At 38.5% G+C, this 25,222-nt stretch carries 22 protein-coding genes; 8 read left to right on the forward strand and 14 right to left on the reverse strand.

The window, feature by feature from the left end; genetic code table 11:
* The first annotated feature begins 20 nt into the window (after nt 1–20).
* Together panE and PVK63_RS15990 are read left to right on the forward strand one after the other, a co-directional pair.
* Entirely contained in the window at nt 21–914 is an 894-nt protein-coding gene (panE, locus tag PVK63_RS15985; RefSeq protein ID WP_207215689.1) for a 2-dehydropantoate 2-reductase, read from the forward strand.
* Complete coding sequence (locus PVK63_RS15990) at nt 911–1,501, forward strand: DJ-1 family glyoxalase III (RefSeq protein WP_130044748.1); 591 nt, start codon at nt 911–913, stop codon at nt 1,499–1,501. The genes panE and PVK63_RS15990 overlap by 4 nt, the downstream gene beginning before the upstream one ends.
* Before the next feature lie 62 nt (nt 1,502–1,563).
* Here PVK63_RS15990 and thiI read toward each other — a convergent pair whose 3' ends face one another.
* The 3 genes from thiI to pomA all read right to left on the reverse strand — a co-directional run bounded on the left by thiI (nt 1,564) and on the right by pomA (nt 4,865).
* The gene (gene thiI / locus PVK63_RS15995) at nt 1,564–3,012 is read right to left on the reverse strand and encodes a tRNA uracil 4-sulfurtransferase ThiI (protein ID WP_130048753.1); all 1,449 of its coding nucleotides are present in this window, start codon (nt 3,010–3,012) and stop codon (nt 1,564–1,566) included.
* Between the two features lie 143 nt (nt 3,013–3,155).
* Entirely contained in the window at nt 3,156–4,085 is a 930-nt protein-coding gene (locus PVK63_RS16000; protein ID WP_130048751.1) for a flagellar motor protein MotB, read from the reverse strand.
* A 15-nt stretch (nt 4,086–4,100) separates the two neighbouring features.
* A complete protein-coding gene (gene pomA, locus PVK63_RS16005; protein WP_130048749.1) occupies nt 4,101–4,865 on the reverse strand; it encodes a flagellar motor protein PomA in 765 nt (254 codons plus the stop codon).
* Nucleotides 4,866–5,143: 278 nt separating this feature from the next.
* On the opposite strand from pomA, the gene xseB reads away from it, so the two are divergent.
* The 4 genes from xseB to PVK63_RS16025 all read left to right on the forward strand — a co-directional run bounded on the left by xseB (nt 5,144) and on the right by PVK63_RS16025 (nt 8,670).
* Nucleotides 5,144–5,386, forward strand: coding sequence for an exodeoxyribonuclease VII small subunit (xseB, locus tag PVK63_RS16010; RefSeq protein ID WP_130044743.1), 243 nt, complete (start codon nt 5,144–5,146; stop codon nt 5,384–5,386).
* Nucleotides 5,379–6,275, forward strand: a complete 897-nt coding sequence (gene ispA / locus PVK63_RS16015; protein WP_165371242.1) for a (2E,6E)-farnesyl diphosphate synthase — start codon at nt 5,379–5,381, stop codon at nt 6,273–6,275. The genes xseB and ispA overlap by 8 nt, the downstream gene beginning before the upstream one ends.
* A 20-nt stretch (nt 6,276–6,295) precedes the next feature.
* The gene (dxs, locus tag PVK63_RS16020) at nt 6,296–8,179 is read left to right on the forward strand and encodes a 1-deoxy-D-xylulose-5-phosphate synthase (RefSeq protein WP_130088120.1); all 1,884 of its coding nucleotides are present in this window, start codon (nt 6,296–6,298) and stop codon (nt 8,177–8,179) included.
* Nucleotides 8,180–8,394: 215 nt separating this feature from the next.
* Nucleotides 8,395–8,670, forward strand: a complete 276-nt coding sequence (locus PVK63_RS16025; RefSeq protein WP_165371240.1) for a hypothetical protein — start codon at nt 8,395–8,397, stop codon at nt 8,668–8,670.
* Here PVK63_RS16025 and PVK63_RS16030 read toward each other — a convergent pair.
* The 10 genes from PVK63_RS16030 to nrdR form a co-directional block, all read right to left on the reverse strand.
* A complete protein-coding gene (locus PVK63_RS16030) occupies nt 8,667–10,895 on the reverse strand; it encodes a LuxQ periplasmic sensor domain-containing protein (protein WP_130088119.1) in 2,229 nt (742 codons plus the stop codon). The genes PVK63_RS16025 and PVK63_RS16030 overlap by 4 nt on opposite strands.
* Entirely contained in the window at nt 10,888–12,015 is a 1,128-nt protein-coding gene (locus PVK63_RS16035; protein WP_130047204.1) for a substrate-binding domain-containing protein, read from the reverse strand. The genes PVK63_RS16030 and PVK63_RS16035 overlap by 8 nt, the downstream gene beginning before the upstream one ends.
* Nucleotides 12,016–12,519, reverse strand: a complete 504-nt coding sequence (gene pgpA, locus PVK63_RS16040; RefSeq protein ID WP_130088118.1) for a phosphatidylglycerophosphatase A — start codon at nt 12,517–12,519, stop codon at nt 12,016–12,018.
* Between the two features lie 2 nt (nt 12,520–12,521).
* The gene (gene thiL, locus PVK63_RS16045; RefSeq protein ID WP_130088117.1) at nt 12,522–13,514 is read right to left on the reverse strand and encodes a thiamine-phosphate kinase; all 993 of its coding nucleotides are present in this window, start codon (nt 13,512–13,514) and stop codon (nt 12,522–12,524) included.
* Nucleotides 13,515–13,596: 82 nt separating this feature from the next.
* Entirely contained in the window at nt 13,597–14,064 is a 468-nt protein-coding gene (gene nusB, locus PVK63_RS16050) for a transcription antitermination factor NusB (protein ID WP_105054205.1), read from the reverse strand.
* On the reverse strand, nt 14,064–14,534 hold the full coding sequence (ribH, locus tag PVK63_RS16055) for a 6,7-dimethyl-8-ribityllumazine synthase (RefSeq protein ID WP_122035847.1): 471 nt from the start codon (nt 14,532–14,534) through the stop codon (nt 14,064–14,066). The genes nusB and ribH overlap by 1 nt, the downstream gene beginning before the upstream one ends.
* A 149-nt stretch (nt 14,535–14,683) precedes the next feature.
* On the reverse strand, nt 14,684–15,793 hold the full coding sequence (gene ribBA / locus PVK63_RS16060; protein WP_130088116.1) for a bifunctional 3,4-dihydroxy-2-butanone-4-phosphate synthase/GTP cyclohydrolase II: 1,110 nt from the start codon (nt 15,791–15,793) through the stop codon (nt 14,684–14,686).
* A gap of 37 nt (nt 15,794–15,830) precedes the next feature.
* The gene (locus tag PVK63_RS16065; RefSeq protein WP_130047208.1) at nt 15,831–16,487 is read right to left on the reverse strand and encodes a riboflavin synthase; all 657 of its coding nucleotides are present in this window, start codon (nt 16,485–16,487) and stop codon (nt 15,831–15,833) included.
* A 3-nt stretch (nt 16,488–16,490) separates the two neighbouring features.
* The gene (ribD, locus tag PVK63_RS16070; RefSeq protein WP_130088115.1) at nt 16,491–17,612 is read right to left on the reverse strand and encodes a bifunctional diaminohydroxyphosphoribosylaminopyrimidine deaminase/5-amino-6-(5-phosphoribosylamino)uracil reductase RibD; all 1,122 of its coding nucleotides are present in this window, start codon (nt 17,610–17,612) and stop codon (nt 16,491–16,493) included.
* A gap of 1 nt (nt 17,613) precedes the next feature.
* A complete protein-coding gene (gene nrdR / locus PVK63_RS16075; RefSeq protein ID WP_130044730.1) occupies nt 17,614–18,063 on the reverse strand; it encodes a transcriptional regulator NrdR in 450 nt (149 codons plus the stop codon).
* A 159-nt stretch (nt 18,064–18,222) separates the two neighbouring features.
* On the opposite strand from nrdR, the gene PVK63_RS16080 reads away from it, so the two are divergent.
* Together PVK63_RS16080 and PVK63_RS16085 are read left to right on the forward strand one after the other, a co-directional pair.
* Nucleotides 18,223–20,211, forward strand: coding sequence for a methyl-accepting chemotaxis protein (locus PVK63_RS16080; protein WP_130088114.1), 1,989 nt, complete (start codon nt 18,223–18,225; stop codon nt 20,209–20,211).
* Between the two features lie 84 nt (nt 20,212–20,295).
* On the forward strand, nt 20,296–20,622 hold the full coding sequence (locus PVK63_RS16085; protein WP_130044728.1) for a hypothetical protein: 327 nt from the start codon (nt 20,296–20,298) through the stop codon (nt 20,620–20,622).
* A 79-nt stretch (nt 20,623–20,701) separates the two neighbouring features.
* On the opposite strand, the gene PVK63_RS16090 is transcribed toward PVK63_RS16085, so the two are convergent.
* On the reverse strand, nt 20,702–25,216 hold the full coding sequence (locus PVK63_RS16090) for an SslE/AcfD family lipoprotein zinc metalloprotease (protein WP_274440740.1): 4,515 nt from the start codon (nt 25,214–25,216) through the stop codon (nt 20,702–20,704).
* Nucleotides 25,217–25,222: the final 6 nt, after the last annotated feature.

Genomic DNA, 25,222 nt, shown 5'->3' on the forward strand with positions numbered 1-25,222 from the left:
TCTTCTATCTGGATTTACCTGTGAATATCACCATTCTTGGCCCTGGAGCCGTTGGTTCTTTATGGGCGTGTTACCTACAAAAAGCAGGGCATAATGTCTCATTATGGACAAGAAGCTCAACGCCTTCTGAATGTTCTCTTTCTTTAAATGCAAAAGACAATTCATCACATGCTTTTTCTTGTAACGACAAAGAATCACTCATTCATTGTGATCTGCTTTTTATTACCGTTAAAGCATGGCAGGTAGAAAACGCACTACTCCCTTTACTTTCATTATTATCACAAGAAACCATATTACTCTTTATGCATAATGGTATGGGAGCAATTGATGCGATAAAAGACAAAATTAGCCATCACCCTATTTTACAAGCCACCACAACACATGGCGCATTAAAAGAAAGCTCACACAAAGTAAAACACACTGGAATGGGCCATACTGTTATCGGTCCGTACAACGCGTTAGGGGCTCAGTGTCAATTTCTTCAAGAAGTACTAGACCATAGCTTACCAAGTATTGAATGGAACCCTAACATTGAAATAGCACTCTGGAAAAAACTTGCTATCAATTGCGCGATAAACCCTTTAACGGCAATTCATCAATGTCAAAATGGGCACTTAGCACACTCTGATATTCATAAAGATGTCATTCGCATTTGCAGTGAAGTACAACAAGTATTACAACAAGAAGAAGTCATCCTATCTCAGTCAGAACTGCTTTTAATCGTTAATCAGGTCATTTCTACAACTGCTGAAAACTACTCATCGATGAACAGAGATTGCTTTTATCAACGAAAAACTGAAATTGATTTTATTACCGGGTTCTTATTACAAAAAGCAAAACAACATGGAATATCAGCATCAACCAACCAAACGTTATATAATCAAATAAAACAATTAGAAGAGAACTTCCTATGACAGCAAAAATTCTCGTATGCCTTGCCCCTGGAACCGAAGAGCTAGAAGCAATTACGGTTATCGATATTCTAGAACGTGCTAAATTTGATGTAACGATTGCCAGCACCGCTTTTGATGGATCATTAACCATGAAAGCCGCTCAACGTGTCACTCTGACTGCTGATGTGAAATTAGTGGAAGTCGCTGATGAAGAGTTTGACTGTATTGTCCTTCCTGGTGGCCTAAAAGGTGCAGAAAATTTCAGAGACAGCACTCTTTTGATCGAAATGCTAAAACAACAAAAATACGATGGTAAATGGGTTGCGGCTATTTGTGCTGCTCCTGCTGTCGTGCTTCAACATCATAATTTATATCCAGATGCACGCATGACTTGTTACCCTGCCTTTATGGAAGCCATCCCTGAAGAGAACCGTCGAATCAAACGTGTTTTTACTGATGTATTAAATCATTTAATTACAAGCCAAGGTCCTGGCTCTGCTCTTGAGTTTGCTATGGAGATCGTAACATTATTAGGTGGAAAAGAGCTAACTGTAAAATTAGCTGCAGATCTAGTGACTCTACCAAACTTAAATTATCATCAAATCTAGCACCAATAAAAAAAGGGAGCTGATTACTCAACTCCCTTTTCAATATCAGTAATAATTACACACTATGGACGGTAAACTTTTACGTTTTTGTAGCCATTTTCAATTAACAATAAAGCTTGAAGACGACTCATCACACCGCGCTCACAGTATAATAAGTACTCTTTAGATTGGTCTAAATCACCAAACTTAGTCGCTAATTTAAAGAAAGGAATATGAGCAATTTCAATACCATCTAGTACTAGAGGTTTCTCATCTTCTTCTTCTGCGCTACGAATATCAAGGACAACAACATCAGAGCCTAGCTCAGATACCATCTCAACTTCTGTTGCTTGCTCTTGGCTTTCTTTTTCGATATCACGAATATCCATTACTCGCGCATTATAAACGGCTTGCTCAAGAACAGAGAAATCAAACTTCGCTTCTTCTTTTTCTAATTTCTCTTTCACCGCTTTTACTGTTGGTTTCTTAGAAATCACACCACAGTATTCTGGCATTGTTTTCGCAAAATCTTCAGTACCGATTTCACGAGCTAAATCAATAATGTCTTCTTTATCCCAGTTAATTAAAGGACGTAGAATCAATGAATCGGTTACGTTATCAATATGACGTAAGTTCGTTAGTGTTTGGCTAGATACTTGACCTAATGCTTCACCAGTAACTAAACCTTCGATGCCAAATTTCTCAGCGACCATACCGCCCGCACGCATAAACATACGTTTTAAGATAACACCCATTTGGCCATCATCAACTTTCTCTAAGATCTCAGCAACCACTGGATCAAAATCGACAGAGATAAATTTAACTTTTGCTGATGAACCGTATTTTTTCCACAAGAAATGAGAAACTTGTTTTACACCAATCTCGTGAGCTGGGCCACCTAAGTTAAAGAATAAGTAGTGGACTTTTGAGCCACGTTTGATGTGTAAGTAACTTGAAACACCCGAGTCAAAACCACCAGAAATTAAACTTAATACATCCTCTTGTGTACCAAGAGGGAAGCCGCCTAAACCTTTATGGCGAGCAATCACTAAGTTCAGTTTTTCATTCTCAACTTCAAACTTAACCGTTACTTCAGGATTCTTTAATCGTACTTTTGCTGATTCAACCGCTTGATTTAAACCGCCACCAACATAACGCTCTAATTCAATAGAAGTAAATTCATGTGTACCACGGCGTTTAGCACGCACACAGAACGTTTTACCTTCAATGATCTCACGATTCATCTCTAAACATTGTTCATAGATATCGTGCATATCCGCAAAAGCACTCTGTTTAACTTCTAGTACATGGTGAATGCCTGGAGTATGAGTAACAGCCGTAAGTACTTCATTACGGTATGTACCATCAAGACCTGAAACTTCAATGTAATCACGACGGTTAATCACTTCAACGCCTTTTGTTTCGCGTTTAATGATGCTGCGTAAATTCGTTTCAAGAATACGAATAAAACGCTTACGTACTGAATCACTTTTTACAAAAACTTCTGGGTGTGGCTTAACGATAAACTTCATATATAGGCTTCACTGATGTGGAATAACAATCAAAAGGTTAGACTAAATGGATTTAAGACCTAATCTAAGGCGCAAGATTATACCGAAAAAAAAGGTGAGTTGCTAATTCAACTCACCTTTCCATTTACTTGTTGCTTTATGTTTTACTGCTGAGTACTAGGTACTTCATCACTCTCATGCGCTTTACCTTGCATGATGCTGATTTCAACTCGACGGTTACGAGCTCGCTGAGCCACCGTTTTATTAGGTACAAGAGGCTCTGTCGACGCCATTCCTCGAACACGCAAACGGTCACTTTCAAAGCCCTTCACTCGTTCCATTTCATGAGCAACAGAAACTGCGCGTTGAGCAGATAAATCCCAATTAGAACGGTATAACTCCGAATCTAATGGTTGATTATCAGTGTGTCCAGATACTCTAATAATCCCTGGAACATCCTTAACCAACTCACCAATTTGACGGATAAGAGGACGAAATTGAGGCTGTAAGAATGCAGAACCCGCAGGGAATGCGCCCTTTTCACGAATTCGAATCACTAATTGCTGACCCAAATTCTCAACTTCTAACGCACCATCATCAATTTCACGTTCTAGTGCTTTTTTGATGGTTTCTTCTAACTCTTGTTGTGTTTGGCTTTGGCTTTCTGACTCTGACTCACTTTGAGAATTAGTCTGCGTTGAGGTAGAAGATGACTCTCCTCCTGTTTGCTTACCTGCATCACGTTTTGTACCACCAGCACGATCAGACTCGCCATCATGAAAATCCAATGTCTTCTGAGGGATATCTATCGTTTGTTGCATGATCACTTCAATCGGTGTTGGCTCAGGGCGACCAGGTCGAAACTCTTGCGCAATAACACTGGTTCCTTTAGGTATATCTTTTACTTCAAGTACGTTTTGAACACCAAATGCAAACTTCATCGAACCTGCTATTTGCTTAAATTTCAATACATCCATTTCAGAAAAAGAAAGTAACAGTACGAAGAAACACATTAATAGCGTTGCTAAGTCAGCAAATGTTGCCATCCATAAAGGGGCACCAGGAGGACATTTACACTTATCTTCATCTTCCATTGCTAGCTCCTAGTTTTATTCTTCGCCAATATCAACAACACGCTTCTTCTCGTTTAAGTAATTACGTAGGTAACTATCAATAACACGAGGGTTCTGACCATCTTGAATAGCTAAAATACCATCAAGGATCAAACGTCGATTTAATTTCTCTTGTTCTTTACGTAATTCTAATTTATGCGCAATAGGGAATGCGATCATATTTGAGATAACAGAACCATATAATGTTGTTAAAAGTGCAACGGCCATTGCTGGACCAATCGATTTAGGATCGTCCATGTTTGATAACATACCTACCAAACCGATAAGCGTACCAATCATACCCATTGCCGGCGCGACATCGCCAAACGCGTTAAATACACCAACCCCACGCTCATGACGTTCGTTAGTCAACGCGATGTCTTTTTGTAATGTTGCTTTAACTACTTCAGCATCGTGTCCATCAACCAATAAGTCGATGCCTTTTTGCATGAATGAATTACTGATCTCTTTTTCTTCTAATGCTAAAAAACCGCCTTTACGAGCAGCATCGGCCATTTCAACGATCGTCACAATTAAATCAACTGGCTCGTCCGTTTTAAACATAAATGCTTTTGCGGCAATTTTACCTGCGCCAAAAAATTGGCCTACGGTAAACTTCATCAATACAACGAAGACAGAACCACCCATTACAATCAGTACCGATGTTGTATCCATAAAGATGGCTAAGCCACCGGCCAGTACCATTGCCATGATAATAAATGCAAAGCTACCAACTAAACCTATTAACGTTGCTAAATCCACAGAGCGCTCCCCTATCTTGCTGCTTGTGTTTATTTATAATGTGCTAAGCAAAAAACAAGCCATAAAAATCACCCATTTTTTTGCCGCTTATCTCTTATCGACCGAACGTATCAATGGTTTAATTTTTTTATTAAAAAAGACAACACCACCAATGGATTGTTTGAAATTTAACCCCTAACGCGTAAATTCTACTTTAATGTATCACTTTCTTACCACTTCAATTGACCCTTTACGTACTCTGAGTTACCTTTCTTGGATCATTTTAAGAGTGAATCATTATGGCTGTAAAAAAACCTGAAAATTTATCGTTTGAAGCGGCAATTGAAGAACTGGATTCTGTCGTTAACCAATTAGAGGGCGGAGATCTGCCTCTTGAAGATGCTCTGAAGAAGTTTGAGCGTGGTATTGCCCTAGCTCGTGCGGGACAAGAAAAGCTGACTCAAGCTGAGCAACGTGTCGATATTCTTCTTCAAGCTGATGATAATGCTGAACTAACCCCTTTTGATACTAATGATGATTGATTCACTAAAACAACAATTACCTATTTATCAACAACGTAACATTGAACAATTGCATCAATGGCTTGATAAAATTGAAATTCAACAGCAACCTCTAACTGAAGCGATGAAATACGCATTACTTCTTGGAGGTAAACGCGCTCGTCCTTATCTTGTCTATATCACGGCAAAAATGTTAGGTGTACCGACTAAACACACTGATGCAGCAGCGGCAGCAGTTGAATGCATACACTCATACTCTTTAATTCATGATGATTTACCAGCAATGGATAATGACGATTTACGCCGAGGTCATGCTACTTGTCATATAAAGTTTGATGAAGCTACCGCTATTCTTGCCGGTGATGCCTTACAAACCTTAGCGTTTGAAATTCTAGCTAATGGTTCATTGACCGCAGATGCTGAATCTTCTCGAATTGATATGATCCGCGTGTTAGCAAAAGCCTCTGGAGCTTCTGGTATGTGCATGGGGCAATCTCTTGATTTACAGGCTGAAGGGAAGAAAGTTAACTTGTCTTCTTTAGAGCAGATTCACGCTCATAAAACGGGAGCATTAATAAAAAGTGCCGTTCAACTTGGTGCATTATGTGCTGGGGATAAGGGCAAAGCAATTCTCCCTCAACTTGAAACCTATGCCGACGCTATCGGTTTAGCTTTTCAAGTTCAAGATGATATCCTAGATATTACTAGCGATACTGAAACTCTCGGAAAACCTCAAGGTTCTGATCTAGAATTAGAGAAAAGTACTTACCCTGCCTTACTTGGCCTTGATGGCGCTCAACAGAAAGCAGAGCAATTGTACCAAACCGCAATTGAAGCATTGAATGATATCCCTTATAACACGGATGCAATGCAAGCGTTCGCCCAATACGTCATTGAGCGTAAAAACTAAAACAGATAAGCGCTAATATTATGTCACTAGATATTTCAAAATACCCGATTCTGGCTTTGGCAAATACACCAGATGAATTACGCTCTTTACCTAGAGAAAGCCTGCCTGCTTTATGTGATGAGCTACGTACTTACCTATTAAATTCAGTCAGTAAAACAAGCGGACACTTAGCGTCTGGTCTTGGTGTTGTTGAGTTAACCGTTGCTTTGCATTACGTGTATAACACGCCTTTTGATCAGCTTATTTGGGATGTTGGACATCAAGCTTATCCTCATAAAATCTTAACCGGTCGCCGTGAACAGTTATCTACTATTCGCCAAAAAGACGGATTACACCCATTTCCATGGCGCGGTGAGAGTGAATACGACGTATTGTCTGTAGGACATTCATCTACTTCAATTAGTGCCGCCTTAGGTTTAGCTATTTGTGCTGAAAAAGAACAAGAGAACCGTAAGGTCGTTAGTGTTATTGGTGATGGTGCAATTACCGCAGGCATGGCATTTGAAGCCTTAAACCACGCAGGTGATATTCACCCAGATATGTTAGTTGTCTTAAATGACAATGAGATGTCAATTTCTGAAAACGTAGGTGCATTAAACAACCAATTAGCACGAGTACTTTCAGGAAGCCTATATACATCAATTCGTGAAGGTGGCAAAAAAGTACTTTCTGGTACCCCAACGATTAAAGAGTTATTAAAGCGCACGGAAGAACACTTAAAAGGCATGGTTGTACCTGGCACCATGTTTGAAGAACTAGGTTTTAATTACATTGGTCCTGTTGATGGACATGATGTCAACGAGCTTGTTCATACCTTAAAGAATATGCGTAATTTAAAAGGACCGCAGTTCTTACACATCATGACCAAGAAAGGAAAAGGCTACGAGCCTGCTGAAAAAGATCCTATCAGCTACCATGGTGTTCCAAAATTTGACCCAAAAGACAGCTCATTACCTAAATCGTCTGGCGGCAAACCAACATTCTCAAACATCTTTGGTGATTTCCTTTGCGATATGGCTAAAGAAGACGATAAGTTAATGGCCATCACGCCTGCTATGCGCGAAGGATCTGGCATGGTTCGCTTCTCTAAAGAATACCCAAGCCAATATTTTGATGCCGCTATTGCAGAACAACATGCAGTGACACTTGCCAGTGGTATGGCTATTGCCGGTTACAATCCGATTGTTGCTATCTACTCAACGTTTTTACAACGTGGTTATGACCAGTTAATTCATGACGTTGCGATTATGGATTTACCCGTGATGTTTGCGATTGACCGTGCAGGTCTCGTGGGCGCAGACGGTCAGACTCACCAAGGCGCTTTTGATATCAGCTTTATGCGCTGTATTCCAAATATGGTTATCATGACGCCAAGCGATGAAAATGAATGTCGTCAAATGCTATACACTGGCCATAAGCATACTGGACCAAGTGCAGTTCGTTATCCAAGAGGCAGCGCAACTGGTGTTGATGTTGATAAAACAATGCAAGCGCTAGAAATTGGTAAAGGCCGTCTACTTCGTGAAACTAAAATCACGGAAAAAGGAGAGCGTGTTGCTATTTTAAACTTTGGTACTTTCTTAGAAAATAGCCTTGTGGCAGCTGAGAAGTTGGATGCTACTGTTGCAGACATGCGCTTTGCAAAACCACTCGATGAAGCCTTACTATGTGAATTAGTAACGAGTCATGATGTATTAGTTACTATTGAAGAAAATGCAATTTCAGGTGGTGCAGGTTCGGGTGTGATTGAGTTCTTGATGAAGAACCGCTTAATTAAACCAGTTCTACAATTAGGCTTACCAGATGAGTTCATTGCTCAAGGTACGCAAGAAGAAATGCACACCGAACTTGGATTAGATGCGCAAGGTATTGAAAAACAGATCAGAGACTATCTGGATCTCTAAGTAATCCTTATCTAATTTTCAGTAATACATAAAAAATGCCACAACTTTGTGGCATTTTTTACATCTAGCTAAACAGCAATTTAGTCTAATTTGCCTACTTTCGGCAAAAACTGAGCAAGGCAATATATTTCTTAGACATAAGATTTCCTTGTGTTATTGACTGTCGTTCATTTATCTTTCATTATCACCCTACGATTAATTGTATGGTCAACATAATGAAATCAGACGTAGATAAAATGCTTAATAAACACCAACAACTTACGCACAGTGTTGATGTAAAAGTTACATCCCATACTCAGCGTGATATTGGAGAATGGGTGCAGCATACCATTATGATTGAAAACTGTAATGTTCCATTCAAATTTAACCGAACAAAACCCTATCAATCACTCAAGGGTTCAAAAGTAAACCTTACTTATTACCCAAGCGTAGAAATACTAGCGGGTTTTGAAATAGAAATAATGAAAGTAGTTCGAATTAAACGCAGCTAATTTCTACACTGAAGCTTATAAAAAACCAAAGCATCTAAAATAGACTTTTCTTTTATTGGCTTCGTAATTATATAATTAGCTCCAGCCATTAAGAACTCCTCATTAGACTCTTTTAATACATCAGCCGTATACGCATAAATAGGTGTATTCAATTTTAATACATCACGAATATATTTTGTTGCCTCAATACCACTCATCCCTGGCATCTGATTATCCATAAGAATAAGATCAAACGACCTCTCCAAGAGTTGATTAATACCATTCTGAGCAGAAATTTGCCAATCCACACTTAAACCATATTTTTGACAATAAGCCTTAGCGATATAAGCATTAGACTTATTATCTTCAATCAAAAGTACATTTAAACCTGTTGGCAACAAAGATTCGTAAGTATTACTTTGGCCCTCAATGCTTGTATCTACTGTTTCAATAACAGCAACAGGGACTTGTACATAAAAAACAGAGCCTCCACCAGATTTGCTTTGGACACTAATTTTTCCATTCAATAAATTTAACAACTGCTTTACAATGGCTAACCCTAACCCACTACCACCAACTCGTCTTATTTCTGTTGATTCCGCTTGAATGAAGGGCTCAAATATTAACGCTTGTTCCTTTCGGTCCATACCTATTCCGGTATCTGCCACATCAATATAAAGGATAATTTGGTCATTCTTTGTTTTTAAAGAAAGCGTCAATTTAACATTACCAAACTCAGTAAACTTAACAGCATTACTTAATAAGTTGAATAATATTTGAGTTAGCCTCACCTGATCTGAATTGATTAATGCATTTTCATCGATTTTATTATGGATAATAAAATCGATTCCCTTCTCACAACAAAGAGGTGTATATATTGCGTTAATTGTTTCTAATACGTCACTCAATTTGAATGGTTCGCACGATATATTGAGTTTATCTTGTTCTATTTGAGAAAAGTCAAGCACATCATTTAACACAGCAAGAAGGTGTTCACCTCCCTGGTGAAGTATTGCTATTTGCTTTCTTTGTTCAACGGTTAAATCACTTTGTTTTAATAAACTAGAAATCCCAAGGATACCATTTAAAGGTGTGCGTATTTCATGACTCATTCGAGCTAAGAAATCTGATTTTACTTGTGTGGATTTTTCAGCAGCGGCTTGAGCTTTATAACTTTCTTCTTTTGCTTCAATTAATTCAATAAAGGTTTCTTCTAATTTATGCCCGATATTATCAAACTCAAGAATTCCACTGCCATGATATTGGGTATCCGAATTTTTTTTCGAAACATCATCTGCATATTTTAGCAATGAATTAAGTGCTAATACTATTTTATGCTCAAACAGACCTCTAATTAATACAGCGATAGCGATAAGAACAAAAAATGAAAGGACAACACTATAAATGAATCGCTGCTCCAGCATTTCTATATTCTTTTTATTTTTCAAAGTTAATATAGATAGTTTCCCATTTAATGATTTAACCTCTATATCTGTAGCATTTATAATTTTATTTGGTGATAGTAAATCAGATTCGTTAATTACTTTTTTAATTCTATTATATTCTTCTGTTTCTTTTTTTATACTTGAAGCGATAATGTTTTTATTATTAACAATCAACACTTCTTGGCTATTGCTTACCGTTTTTAAATTATGAACAAAAGAAATATTATTATTTAATATTGCCGCATTGTATAAATATCCTCTTACCTTACCAGTAGAAGAGACTACAATCGGTGTTTTTCTAATTAAAATATGAGCATTAGGTAACGCCTTATCGATCATCATATAATACCAAGTATTAATATGAATATTTTTATCTAGTATACCTTGGAGGTCTTGCTCTCCTAAACCAAGAAAAAGATTATTTCCATCATTCCAATAAAGAGTATTATCTACCTCAATAAAACGAAAGTCTGGTGAGTTATATGGTGATCTTGCCTCTATATCTGAGAAATAATGCTCAAGGCTTCGAATACGGTCTGTATTTTCACCATCTTGTAACCCCAAACTGCCCGCATCCGTATCTTGCCTTATTTGCAATATGGCTAAACGATGATTTAAAAAATTAGTTACTAAACTAGAGGTTTGTTGTAAGTTTCGCTTAACCTCTTCATTAATTGTATTAATGCTAAGCTGGTAGGTATGAATTGTTATACCTACCGTTAAAATAGAAAATATAACGAAAATAGCTCGAAAGATAAGATCAGCTAACGATGCTTTTTTCAAAACATTTCCTTTACTCATGCTCGAAGTCCACGCCTGAATAACGGAAAGCTCTCTGCTTTAGCTTCTCTAATTCTTCTGTGCTTGTCTCTGATGTTACCATTTCAAAATCACCAGAGTACACAGTAGGAACTTGCTTGCCTTCAAGATCTAATTTAATTGCTTCAGCCATGGCAACGCCAATATCATCGTTCATTCTCATGACTGTGGCATCGAGTTTACCCTGCTCGATAGCTATTAATTCGAGCGAGCCACCACCCCAACCATTAAGCACAGGTTGAACATTCATATTCTCATCTAAGGCATCTAGTGCACCAAGAGCAATATCGGTAGAAGAAGCATAAATAAAATCAATATCAGGGTTGTCATTCACTATATTTTTCGTTGCCTTATAAGCACTTTCTTCTGTCGCATCAGTATAAAAAGAAGACGTTAACGTGTACTTATTATTATCCATCGATTGAACGAATACATCCCCTCTAGCTGTACTTAAATAACCATAAGAATAATATAACATTCCATATTTAGCGCCGTTAGGAAACTTAGTTTGAAAATATTTGGCTAATAAACGAGTTCCTATAACATGATCAAAACCCGCATATAATAGTGGTTGAGTGTCATGCCATGCTTTTACGGGTGTTGTAATATTTTGCAGAATAATTTTGGTTTCAGGGTTCTGTAATACATGTTCAATGAATTTACGATGGCGAGCCGTACTAAGGGTAAAAATAAGATAATCCGATTTTTGCTCAATCGCATTATATAAAGAACAGCTCTGCTCTTTAAAGTCTACATTCAATCGGGTTGATACTGGCGTTAATTCATAATCTATATTTAATGCCTGTAAGCGAGCCTCAAAAGCGATTAAGTTACGCTTCCAATAGTCAGAGGCTTGCTCTCCAGGATAAATAAATGAAATTTTAACAGGTTTATCTTGTTGCACAGAAAGTGGAATGGGCGCTTCCTTTACGGTATCAGCCAATGACAATGTGAGTGCTTTTTCTTTAGGATATTTTGTTAAATACTCATTATAGCCCCAGTAACCGACCAACACAGGATCTGAAAATACTGATTTGGAATAACTTAAAAAAGTTGCCAATACGAATAATAATGAACAGTATTTTGCCTTGAATGTAACCATTTATAACCAACCAGAATATTTACCTATTAACCAAAGGCTAATTAGAGCCATAAATCCAGCGACAATATCATCTAGCATGATGCCAAAGCCGCCATGAACTTTGCTATCTAGCCATCCAATTGGCCAAGGTTTTACCATGTCGAAAAATCGAAATAAAATAAACCCTGTTAGTAACCATTTCCAGTCAGTTACCGATATATTTAAGTAGGGAACAATACTCATCGTTATCCAAAGACCAACGAATTCATCCCATACAATTGAACCGTGATCGTGCACCTTCATGTCTGATGAAGTAATGTCACAAATTTTAATTCCTATTACTGCAGAAACAATAACTGCGACCACAAATAGAGAAAAAGGAAGTTGTGCTAGCAATAGATAAAATGGGATTGCAGCTAGCGTTCCCATGGTTCCTGGGATCACTGGCGCTAAACCACTACCAAACCCTGTAGCCAGAAGATGCCACGGATTTTTTAAACTAATTAATGCTAAAGGATTTGTCATGATTAATTCCTAAAATGATCGTAGCCATAAAGAACCCAATCTAATGAGATGGAATCTTTACGTAATTTCACATTATTCTCTAAAGTGGTAAATGGGCCTTCCGAGATTTCACCAATTATACTAACATCATGATTTAAAAGAAAAGATATTTGTTTAATCGCTTCTCTATTCTCTTTTGGTGCAGTGAAACAAAGTTCATACTCCTCTCCACTTACTAATGCCGTTTTCAAACACTTATCAATGTCATGAGAATAAAATGCCAGAAGTTCATCACTAATTGGTAAGGCATTAACCTGTATTTTAGCAGATACATTTGACTGTTTAAGTATATGACCTAAATCTGAAATAAGCCCATCAGAAATATCTAATGCAGAGTGACAGAGATGACGAATTTTTTGTGCTAATTGGACTTTGGGGTTTGAATAATAATGTCTATGCTCTAGTTCTTGCTCTAGTTGTGTTTTTATTTGCTTATTTGTATCAAGCAATATCTCAAGACCAGCAGCACTGTCTCCTATAAATCCTGTAACGTAAATATCATCTCCTACCTTTGCACCTTTACGAGTTAACCCCTCTCCTCTTGGTACAAGACCTTGCACTGTAATCGTAATACTTAACGGACCTTTGGTTGTATCACCGCCAATGAGTTGAACATTATGTTGTTTTGCCAGGCCAAAGAAACCTTCGCAAAATCCTTCTAGCCACTTCTCATCAGGCTTAGGTAACGTTAATGCGAGAGAAACCCAGGTTGGTTTTGCTCCCATTGCCGCCAAATCACTTAAATTAGAAGCCAGTGCTTTATATCCAACCTTAACAGGATCTGCATCGATTAAAAAATGCGTTCCCGCCGCTAGGGTATCTGTTGTAATCGCAACTTGATAACCTTCAGGTACTGAAACCAAAGCGCAATCATCACCAATACCTAAGTCAACATCACTTCTAGAAACATTGTTTTGAACAAAGAATCGATCTATTAAATTAAATTCACTACTCATTGTTTATGCATTCAGTTTTTAGTTATAAAAAAGGCCAGCAACTAGGCTGACCTTTACAATTAATTAGTATGCTACTTCCAACTTATTTTTTACGTAACGTCGGAGCCGCTTTATCTAATACACCGTTTACAAATTTGTGGCTATCTTCTGCTGCGAATACTTTTGCAAGTTCAATCGCTTCATTGATAACAACTTTGTATGGTACGTCATCACGGTTCATCATCTCGTAAATAGACATACGTAATAACGCAAGTTCCATTTGGTCAAGATCTTGAAGTGGACGAGATAAGTATGGACGCATTTTACCGTCTAACTTAATGTGGTTAAGAGCAACACCTGAGAAAAGATCGCGGAAATACGCTACATCTGTCTCTGGGGCTTGTAGCTTAGGCTCTTTTGCATGATGCTCTTCTTCATCATACTTCTCTGCAGTTAAAAACTGCTCTTCAATATCAGCAATATTTTCTTTGCTTAATTGCCATGAATAGATTGCTTGAAGCGCAAATTGACGTGCATTACGACGTGCGGCTGGTTTCACACTAACCCCCATTAGGATTCGATTTGAGACAGAACATTAATCATTTCGAGTGCGCTTAGTGCAGCCTCTGCCCCTTTATTACCAGCCTTGGTACCGGCGCGCTCGATTGCTTGATCGATAGTATCAACAGTCAAAACACCAAACGCCACTGGAATACTATACTCCAGAGATACTTGTGCTAGACCCTTATTGCATTCACTACATACATAGTCAAAATGTGGTGTACCACCACGAATAACAGAACCCAATGAAACAATAGCATCATATTTTGCTGTTTTAGCTACTCGTTGAGCAACTAATGGTAATTCTACAGCGCCAGGGCAGCGAACAACAGTGATGTTTTCTTCAGATACTTGACCAAAACGCGTTAAAGTATCAATAGCGCCAGAAAGTAAACTTTCATTAATAAAGCTATTAAAGCGAGAAATGACAATTGCAATTTTCGCATTAGGAGCAGCAACGCCGCCTTCAATTACGTTCATAAGCCTTCCTGTATCTATATTATTCCAATTAAACTGGGTAACTATTTTCAACTATATATCATAGTGAGAATCGGCGAATTCTATCACAGCTTTGTGACAAATATCTAATTATTTGGGCTCTATTTACTCAATAGAGCCCATGGGAGCCTTTATTTTGATACGTATTCAACCACATTAAGGCCAAAGCCTGATAATGAATGGTAACGCTTTGAAGACGACGATAGTAAACGCATGTCAGAGATCCCTAAATCAGCTAGGATTTGAGACCCAACACCGACACGGCGAGAAGTGCCTTGCTTTTTCGCCATTGTTGGCGCTTCACCACTATCTTGTCGTTCTAATACTTTGATTTTATGAACAATGCTATCTGCTGATTCTTCATTACCTAAGATAACCAACACGCCACCTTCATTTGCAATACGCTGCATTGCTGTTGGTAATGTCCAACTGCGCTCAGAACAGCGATCAGAATGAAGGATATCTGTAAAGGTATCTTGTAGATGAACGCGAACCAAAGGCGCGTTATCTGATACATTCTCTTTTTTCATTGCATAATGAAGTTGGTTATCAATGGTGTCACGATAAGTCACTAACTCAAAGTCACCAAACTCTGTTGGTAACTTACACTCCGCAACGCGCTCAATTGTGGTTTCATTATCATTACGGTATTCAATTAAATCGGCAATGGTACCTAACTTAATATCGTGCTTTTCAGAAAAAACTTCTAAATCTGGGCGACGAGCCATTGTTCCGTCATCATTTAAGATTTCAACAATAACACCTGCAGGTTCAAAGCCAGCTAAACGAGCTAAATCACAACCCGCCTCAGTATGGCCAGCACGAGTTAATACGCCACCTTCTTGAGCTGCTAACGGGAAAATATGACCCGGCTGAACTAAATCTGCGGCAACCGCATTTTTAGCAACAGCGGCTTCTACTGTACGAGAACGATCGGCTGCTGAAATACCTGTAGTTACGCCTTCAGCTGCTTCAATAGACACAGTAAAGTTAGTCGTAAACTGTGCGTTATTGTCTTGTACCATTGGTGGAAGACCCAGCTTTTCACAACGACCTTTCGTCATAGTAAGACAAATTAAACCACGACCGTGTGTTGCCATGAAATTAATAGCTTCTGGTGTGATTTTTTCTGCAGCAATGATCAAATCGCCTTCATTTTCACGATCTTCATCATCCATTAGGATAACCATCTTACCTAAACGAATATCTTCAATAATGTCTTTTGCTGAGCTAATTGCCATGTGAAATACCTTTAATATATTAAGTTAGGTTAAGTGGTTATTTTAAGAAACCTGATTTTGCCAAAAGATCCATCGTAACAGAAGACTCAGGTTGCTCTTCTTTCTGTCCGATCACAAGTCTTTCTAAATAACGAGCGATAACATCGACTTCTAAGTTCACTTTTTGTCCTACAGAGAAGTTATCCATGGTTGTTTCTGCTGCCGTATGAGGAACGATCGTCAGCTTAAATGCATTTTTACGTAAATCGTTCACTGTTAAGCTAATGCCATCAACCGTAATCGACCCTTTTTCTACCACATACTTTGCTAAACTTTGTGGTAATTGGATCCAAAACTCAACCGCTCGACCTGTTTGATGACGTTCAATAATTTCACCAACTGCATCAACATGGCCAGAGACAATATGACCACCAAAGCGAGTCGTTGGTAACATGGCTTTTTCAAGATTGACTTTATCGCCCGCTTTGTAATCAACAAAACCGGTACGTTTTAAAGTCTCTAACGATAAATCAGCAGTATAGGTATGCTCTGTCATCGCAACAACCGTTAAGCACACACCGTTGGTGGCAATGCTATCTCCAAGCTTTACATCGCCCATGTCTAACTTACCAACATTGACGGTAACACTAATATCCTCACCTTTTGGAGTGATTGCCTGAAGTGTTCCTATTGACTCAATAATTCCTGTAAACATCTGTTACCTTAATATTTTTGCTGTAATACGAATGTCTTTTCCGACCATTCGAACATCCGTAATATCTAACTCTATCGCTTCAGACATTGCTTTTAATCCAACTAGATTTAATAAACTGCGTCCATCAGCGCCCATTAACTTAGGCGCGAGATAAATAATCAGTTCGTCCACAAGATCCGCTTTTATCATGCTTGCTGCTAATGTTGCGCCCGCTTCAACCCAAATATGATTAACATTATGAGCCTTTGCTACTTTATCAATGATTTCAGATAAGTTGAGTTGACCATCTTCAGTAACATTACAATGCAAATGATTATCTTGTGATGTTATAGGATGAGTATATTGAGAAGAAGCAGTAACAACCTCTCCCTCGGTCATAAATAACTTCAAGTCAGGCGTCAATTGATGCTGGCGATCGAGAATAATACGAAGAGGCTGTCTTACTGTGTCTTTTTGATAAGATTTCTGAATTGATATAGGGAGTTCTTCCCAGCGAACATTTAGAGAAGCATTATCTTCTACTACGGTTTTTGAAGTGGATAAAATCGCCCCCGCTTGCGCTCGGTAGCGTTGAACATCTTGTCTTGCTTCTTTTGATGTTATCCATTGGCTTACCCCATTTTCTAATGCGGTTTTACCATCTAAACTCGCTGCCATTTTTAATTGAACAAATGGCTTTCCCGTTTCCATACGTTGTAAAAAGGAAGGATTTAAGGCTCTTGCATCGGCTTCTAATAAGCCTGACGCCGTTTCAATACCAGCCTCATTTAACATTGCTAAGCCGCGTCCTGCAACTTGAGGATTAGGGTCAACCATTGCGCAAATAACCTTGGTAACACCCGCTTTTATTAAACCTTCAGCACAAGGTGGGGTTCTTCCATAATGTGAACAAGGCTCTAATGTCACATACGCAGTGGCATTTTCGGCATCTTTACCAGCCTGACGCAGTGCATGTACTTCAGCGTGTGGCTCACCCGCTTTTAAATGCGCCCCCTCACCAATAATCTGTCCATTTTTTACCAATACACACCCTACGTTTGGGTTTGGTGCAGTGGTATAAATACCTTGTTTTGCCAATGAAATGGCTCTTTGCATCATTTGGTGATCTTGGGAGGTAAATTTCATGTTATTTCTCTAATTTTGCGATTTCTTCACCGAACTCTTTAATGTCTTCAAAACTACGATAGACAGAAGCAAAACGTATATAAGCCACTTTATCGAGTTCTTTTAATTGGTCCATTACAAGGTTACCGATCATATCTGAAGGCACTTCTCGCTCACCTGTTGCTCGTAATTGTGACTTAATGGTATTTAATGATAACTCAACTAAATCGGCACTCACTGGTCGCTTCTCTAACGAACGATATAGACCACCAGATAATTTATCTTCGTCGAATGGTTCGCGATTACCATTCGATTTAATCACTTTTGGCATCACTAATTCCGCCGATTCAAAAGTAGTAAATCGCTCACTGCACGCCAAACACTGTCGGCGACGACGAACTTGATGCCCATCGGAAACTAATCGTGAATCGATGACTTTCGTGTCTGTTGCGCTACAAAATGGACAATGCATAAGTTGCCTCCTATTCTTTTTTATTTAGTGTACAAGAAAAGCAGAACTGTGCCTATGCTCACGTGCTTAAGCAATGAGTTACAAATATTGATTTACCTAAAGTAACCATAAGCAGTGCCGATATCCTAATACACTCCTACTTTCTTTTTAAGGCTATTTGTGACGTTCTCTATTTTAAAAAGTATCAAATACCGCTTATTACTTATATCGTTATTACCAACACTAATTATTTCTGCCTTTTTAATTCAATTATTTAATCAGGAAAACAGTAATGTCTATAACGCTAACTTTTCATTAGAAGCTGTCACTCTTTTTAACTCTCTTGACGATCTGGCTCATAACTTTGCAGTTGAACGAGGATTAACGGCAGGGTTTCTGGCCTCTAAAGGAAATTCAGGAAAAGATAAGTTAATTGCCCAGCGTAAAAAATCAGATAACGCAGAACAAGCACTTCGTACATTTAATCCTGAGTTTTTAGATAAACAAGTGGTAGACCTTGTTCTTTCAGACATCATTCAGCAATTAAACCATAAAGGTAACATTCGTTCTCAAGTTGATAGACAGTCTATTACTGACTCTCCTTTTGTTTATTACTCCACATTAAATCAACTCTCTCTTGATTCTATCTCTGTAATCATTGGGAGTATCGACTCTCAAGATTTACGTAACGAAATGCTAGGCTTATCAGCTCTCCTACAAGTAAAGGAAGAAGCAGGAAAAACTCGAGGAGCATTAAATGGGGCCTTTGCTGGCAAACAATCCAGTTTAGATACTTATGCAAACATTAATAACTACCTTTCAACAGAGTCTCTTGCGATTCGTCAAGCCAACTCAGTGCTTTCTTCTCATTTTGTTGATTTGCTAGCTTCAGTAACTCGCTCTAATACATGGAAACAAGTTTCTGATATTCAACTAACTTATTTATCTCAAAAAGATAATTTATCCTCACTTAATGGCCCTAATGCAAGCGATTGGTTTAGTATCGCAACTCAACGTATCGGGTTAATTAAAGGAATTACAGATAATATATCTCAAGTATTGAATACTAAAGCTAACGAGAACATGGCCCAAGCGAAATTTAATCGCCTAATCTATATTGCGATTGCTGTGCTGCTTATTCTTCCTATTGCAATGATAAGCTTCTTTACTTCACGATCTATTGGCCAACGTATGACTTCATTTAGTCAAAGGATTAATGAAATTTCAGCCACAAAGAACCTAACGTTAACGCTTGAAGATAATAATGAAAATGAATTTGACCACATTGCTAAAAACATTAACTCATTAATTGAAAGCATTTCTTTGCCGCTTCGAACAGCACATACAGTAGCATCTCAAACACAACATGAACTAAGCCAGCTAAGTGAACTCCTAAAAAAAGCAAAACTATCAAGCCAAAGAACATTCACTCATTGCGATACTATTGCAACAGCAATGACCGAAATGGCGCAAACAAGCTCAGAAATTGCTGGGGTTACAAATAGCGCTCATGAAACGACAACAGAAGCTGCAAACAATGCAACAAAGTGTCAAAGTCACACAATAAACACGACTAAAATTGTTAATGATTTACATCACAGCATCGTAAATACTCATGAACATGTTGAGCATCTTGAACAACAGACATTAAACGTATCTGAAATTTTAGACACCATTACAGCAGTCTCAGAACAAACAAACTTATTGGCTCTTAATGCTGCGATAGAAGCAGCTCGAGCTGGAGAGCAAGGGCGAGGCTTTGCCGTAGTTGCGGATGAAGTTCGAAAATTAGCTCAACGTAGTCAAGAAGCAACAACGGATATCCGTCAGTTATTAGATACCATTGGTAGCAGCGCTAAGCAGTCATTTGTATTAATGGACGAAAGCAAAGCGTTAAGTACCAAAACTCAAGATAGCGTAAACGCCTCAACTACATTTATTGATTCATTACACTCTGCTGTTTCTGAGATCGATAATTTTAATACCAGCATTTCAGCTGCGACATTAGAACAATCAGAAACGGCTAATGCTGTAAATACTGATATTGATGATTTAGCTTCATTAGCAAATGGAACCAATGAGCTTATTCAACATCTTGATAGTGAGATGCAGCTTATAGAGCAAACAATGGCAGAGCTCACATCTCAAATTAATACCATTAAGGTTTAGCTCTGATTTATTGGATTGAAACTCGCATTCATTAAGTAGACACGATATATTTATAAGATAATGCAGATTAAGGGAATCATCACAATGAAAAAAATCAGTTTAGCGTGTGTATTTGCACTAGTTTTAGCTGGCTGTAGCAGTGCACCAAAACAACAAGACAATTATCAAGATGCCTCTTTTGAGCTATGTAATACTGAAGTGAAAGTATATTCAGTGAGTGATGATGGCCGTGTTCGTATCGTATGTAGCGATGGTTCTAAGTTCCAACTAAATAGCCAAAAGACACTAGATATCATGCGTGATATTAACGTTGATTACTGTACTGGAGAAGGTCTAGGTAAGTTTAATGAAACAAGCCGTTACTATACTTTCCAATGTAAATCTGGCGCGTTGATTAATATTAATAAGTAAGTTTTTATTTTATTTACTTACAGGTAACAAAAAGCCCCCGAACCTTAATGGTTCGGGGGCTTTTTATATTTAAAAGTAACTATTGTAATGAGCGAACGGTTACTTCACTAATTTTCAAAGGATCTCTTTGTGGCATTGGCAACTTCAAATTACTAACTGCAGTTTTCCCAAATGGAGACACTCCACCTTCATATATTGGTTGTTCTTGTCCTGGTAGTATTTGAGCAACAACACCTGGGTTCCAAGCGCTAAAAAATTCTGTTAAATCAGTTTGAGCAGCATAAGATGCACATAACATCAATGCGTCGCTTTTTTCTAAGTTCTGATTATAACAGTAATTAGTACCCTTTAAATTTAGGTCTAATTCAGATTCATTACGCGTTAGACGATGCATCAACTTAAATAAATTCCAGCCTTTCATACCCGTTATTGAGGTTTCGTAATATGCAGGAACTCTCCCCTCATACCAATCATTTATATCAAACTCTGTTTCAGCCCACTCTTTTAATTGAGCGAACATAACTAAACGCTCTCCAGCACCACCAGCACCCCAAACGTGTCCTTTTTCAGATTCAATAAACTCTGGCATTAATTGGATATCGTTAACAACACGCTCCATTTTACCTAGATGCTTATCTTGCATATACAGAGCTAAGATATTATTTGCTACTTCAGTTGCACCCGCGACAGTAAAAGGCGCTTCTGCCGCATTGTGTCCAACTTCATGCCAAAGCAGCCAATCATTAAGCGGCGTTGTGCTTAAGTTACGACGTTGAACATTAAAGCTGTCGTTCATTACAGGGTAGCCAGAGTGTGCGGCACCAATACTAATGGCCACATCATTGACAAAATGGTGGCGATTATTTGGCATACTTACATCGGTTGCTTTACGGTTTTTTGAATCCGATGCGGTCTCATTTCTCGCATAAAAATCATTAAGATCTTCTGAGAAGATATCTAACTCATTAGCAAAAACATCAAGCTTCCCTTCATAACGTTCTGCATTCAAATTCAATTTTGGTGCAGTATATACAAAGCTATTCGATACCACTTCTCCAATTGGTGCTGGTGAATTGATTGGATTTATCCAGCCATTATTTTCAGTGTTTGTCACATCATATAGTGGAGCATCAACTGTATTTGATAACGTAATAGTTACTTCTTTAGAACCACCACCTTGAACATAAATTAAACCACCATAAGGTACTGTAAACTCATGAGACCCCGAATCAAGAGTAAAGCTCTTTGTCATTCTTGGTGGACGCTTCAAGCTTAATTCATGCTTTTCTCGACCAGTTAAATCATCGTGTAATGCGATTGAAAAAGTAACTGGTTGTTCATTACCAAATACTGATACTGTAAATGGTTGATGAGCAACAGCCCATTGACCCGTTGGTTGGCGATTACCCGCGTACCAAGCCGCACTATAATTTCTCATATCTAACGTTAAGGTATCACCACCTTGGGACCCAGAAGGCTCACCAGGGAACTGTCGAATATCAACTTTAACATCGTAGTCCCAAAAAGAACGACCAAGCATTAAACGAGTTAAAGGCTTTTCCATATAGTTCAAAGGGTAACTAGGATTCATTTTTCCTGAATACACCCCCTTATCAGAACCATAAACCATATTTAAACGAGACAATGTTGCTTTTACATCGTCCGGGCAAGTTGTATTACCTAGGGCCTTATCACTCGTATAGCAATTCAAGAATTGTGTAAATCGCTCAAAGCCCAATTCATCATCGGCGGCACTTTCGTAACGGTACGCTAAGTTATTCCATAGCCATACAGTCATATTTTGATAAATACGATTCACGTCAACACTGCTTAAACGCACACCTTCTGCGCCTTCCGTTCTAAAATAGCGCTCATGTTGATACAAACTTTCTATATTCACACCAAGATTGGCGGCTTTCACCATGGCTTGAGCTTCCGCTTCACCTAAATTGAGTTCCGTATAAGCAGGAATATACATCCCCCCCGTTAGTGGGATGCCGTTGCCAGGTCGATACTCTAAACAGTTTATTTCATAGTGATACGTTGAGTTGGTACATTCTTGATAACTAAACTTACCATTCACTTTAAATTGCTCAAGAATGCGATTTTTAGCCGCGTTCAATGAGGCTTGGTTGATAATAGGAAGACCATCCGATCCGATAATCCATTCATTTTTATCATTTTTCTCAAAGTGATCAGCTTCATTGATAAAGGCTAATTGTTTCTCAATCTCACCTTTATCATTCATTTCATTCCAACTGACGACTTCTAATTTAGGCTTATCATCCGGTTTATTATTAAGAATAAAATCCCAAACAACGGTTCCATCTTCCTTAATCGTGTAAGGTAACTTAGGTGGGGCACCGGCCCCCTCACTCACCGCAGCATAACGCTCAATAACCCAAGAACCGTATTCTTGATGAGAACGAACGCGATCAGGATAACCACCACTCGGCCCATTGCCATTAGATACGACTGAGTTATTCATCCCAAATGCCAATCCAGCACTATCAAACAAACGAGCAATATGGCCTATATTATTGTTTTCATTAATTGTTTCCATAACTAAAACGCTACCGCCTTTTGTTACGTATTCAATCAATGCCGTAATATCATCGACATTCAGTTTCGGTTTATTAAGATCAGCACTCATCGGCAATTGATAAGCGTTATCGACATCATTACCTACATACTCATAAGCATTAATCAACAAAAGAGGCATCGATTCAGGATCAATATTATCAAAAGAAGAAAGCTGCTCTGTCGTCGCATTAAATACTGGCGCTAATTGATAAGGTGCTGAGCTCCCTATCACTTGTCCATGACGCTTAAAATACACGTGTGGGATATTCGTGCCTACAGCTATCTTCTCTGCAACGGTTTTATTGGTTAAATAACGCAATGTATTTTGGAAGAAATGCGTCATATCATCACTGTCGGTGGTGACACTGCACTGACCTTCAGCATTCACCGAACCATTCCAGCTATAACCATTTGGGCACACAAGTACGCTATTGTAGCGAGCGTTACCCATGACCATCACTTTGCCTTTACCTAGTTCACCAATACTCACAAAAGGCAAATTAAACGTTGCTGTACTCGCTCCAACATTATCTGGAGTGACCGTAGAAGGTGCTTCTGTAATATAAGCTAGGCCTTTTTCATCCCATGCTTTTTTATCACCAAATTTCAACCAATAATTATTATCATTACGAGCCATCATCACAGGAAAAGCGGTATTGGCAATATTGACTGCCGCTTGGCCACGAGCGTGCCCCGTACTGCCATAAAAATTAGTGCTGTCATGAAATACATGAAAACGCTCTACTGGTTCCCAACCTTGAGTTACACCCCATAGCTTGTTGATATCCGCTTGGATTGATCCCATTTCAGCAGCGACATTACGTGTATTATGGATATAACCAAACGCATCTGCATCACACGATTGCCCACAAATCGCTTTATCGATTTCAAACGCTTGTCCTAATGTAAATTGTGTTTTAAATTCTGCTGGTTTTATTCCTGTCGCTGGTTGATCCCCCGTAGCTCCACCAAGGTTTAACTCTGCATCTTTATCATTTAAAGAAAGCGAGATAATCTCATTAATCACATTAGGGTACTGAGCAAATACTGCTTCTGTTTTCTCTGATAATTTCAAGTGTGATGATAAAGGATTACGATAACGCTCAATAAGCGCTTCGGCATTACGCCCTCTTTGCTCTTCACCTAAATCGGTCACTTTAAATACAGTTTTATTACCACGAACAGAGCCAAGTTCAAACGTATCAATACCAAAACTAACCGCCTCTCCCCAAACAAATTCAAACTCACCATTCTCATTCGTTTTTCCACGAGCCGACGCACTAAAATAGGCGATACCTTCAACTGGTTTACCCGAAGCATCTTGCAATACGGCTTTCGTTAAAATCGTTTCAGTTGGGGTATATTGCAAACTTTTCTCTGCATTAACAGAGACAAATCCAGGCTTATCACTAACCGTAATTTCTGGTTCAATATTTGGTATATGTGTACTTGGTACTTTATCCGCTAGCGACCCTGCCGTTTCATTAATGACTTCCTGCTCAAACGCCTCAGACTCCATATTAATGTCGTTGAGTAATCGTTCAAAGCGAGCGCGTTCCAATAGCGTAAAATCAAAATCAATTTGGCTATGACGAGTAACCGCCATATTTTGGATTAGCGTTATTATGTTCGTTTTTTTATTCGAGTTATCCTTATATTCATCAGCTAAAGTTAGCTGTAAATATCTAGTATCTAGTGCTTTCGTTACTAGATTTATACTTCCTGAAGGATACGTTGCAATCAATAAATCATCGACGTAACAAGAAATAGAATCACTTGCTACAAATTCAAAGCCGCTTGCCGGTTGATCATTACATTTAACTGATTTACCAAAAACATTAATACCATCTAAAGATAAGATACCTATGTATTTAACCCCTGGGGTTCCACCGCCTCCAGTTCCAGGGCCGGTATCAACGTCTGGTCTCGAAGATCCTATATCTATACTTTCTTGATTACAGCCAGCAAGCGCCATTGATATCAATGATGCTAACAATAATTTTTTACTCATGATTCA

Origin of the sequence: Aliivibrio sp. S2TY2 (assembly GCF_028765525.1) — a bacterium.
Taxonomy (GTDB): Bacteria; Pseudomonadota; Gammaproteobacteria; order Enterobacterales; family Vibrionaceae; genus Aliivibrio; species Aliivibrio finisterrensis_A.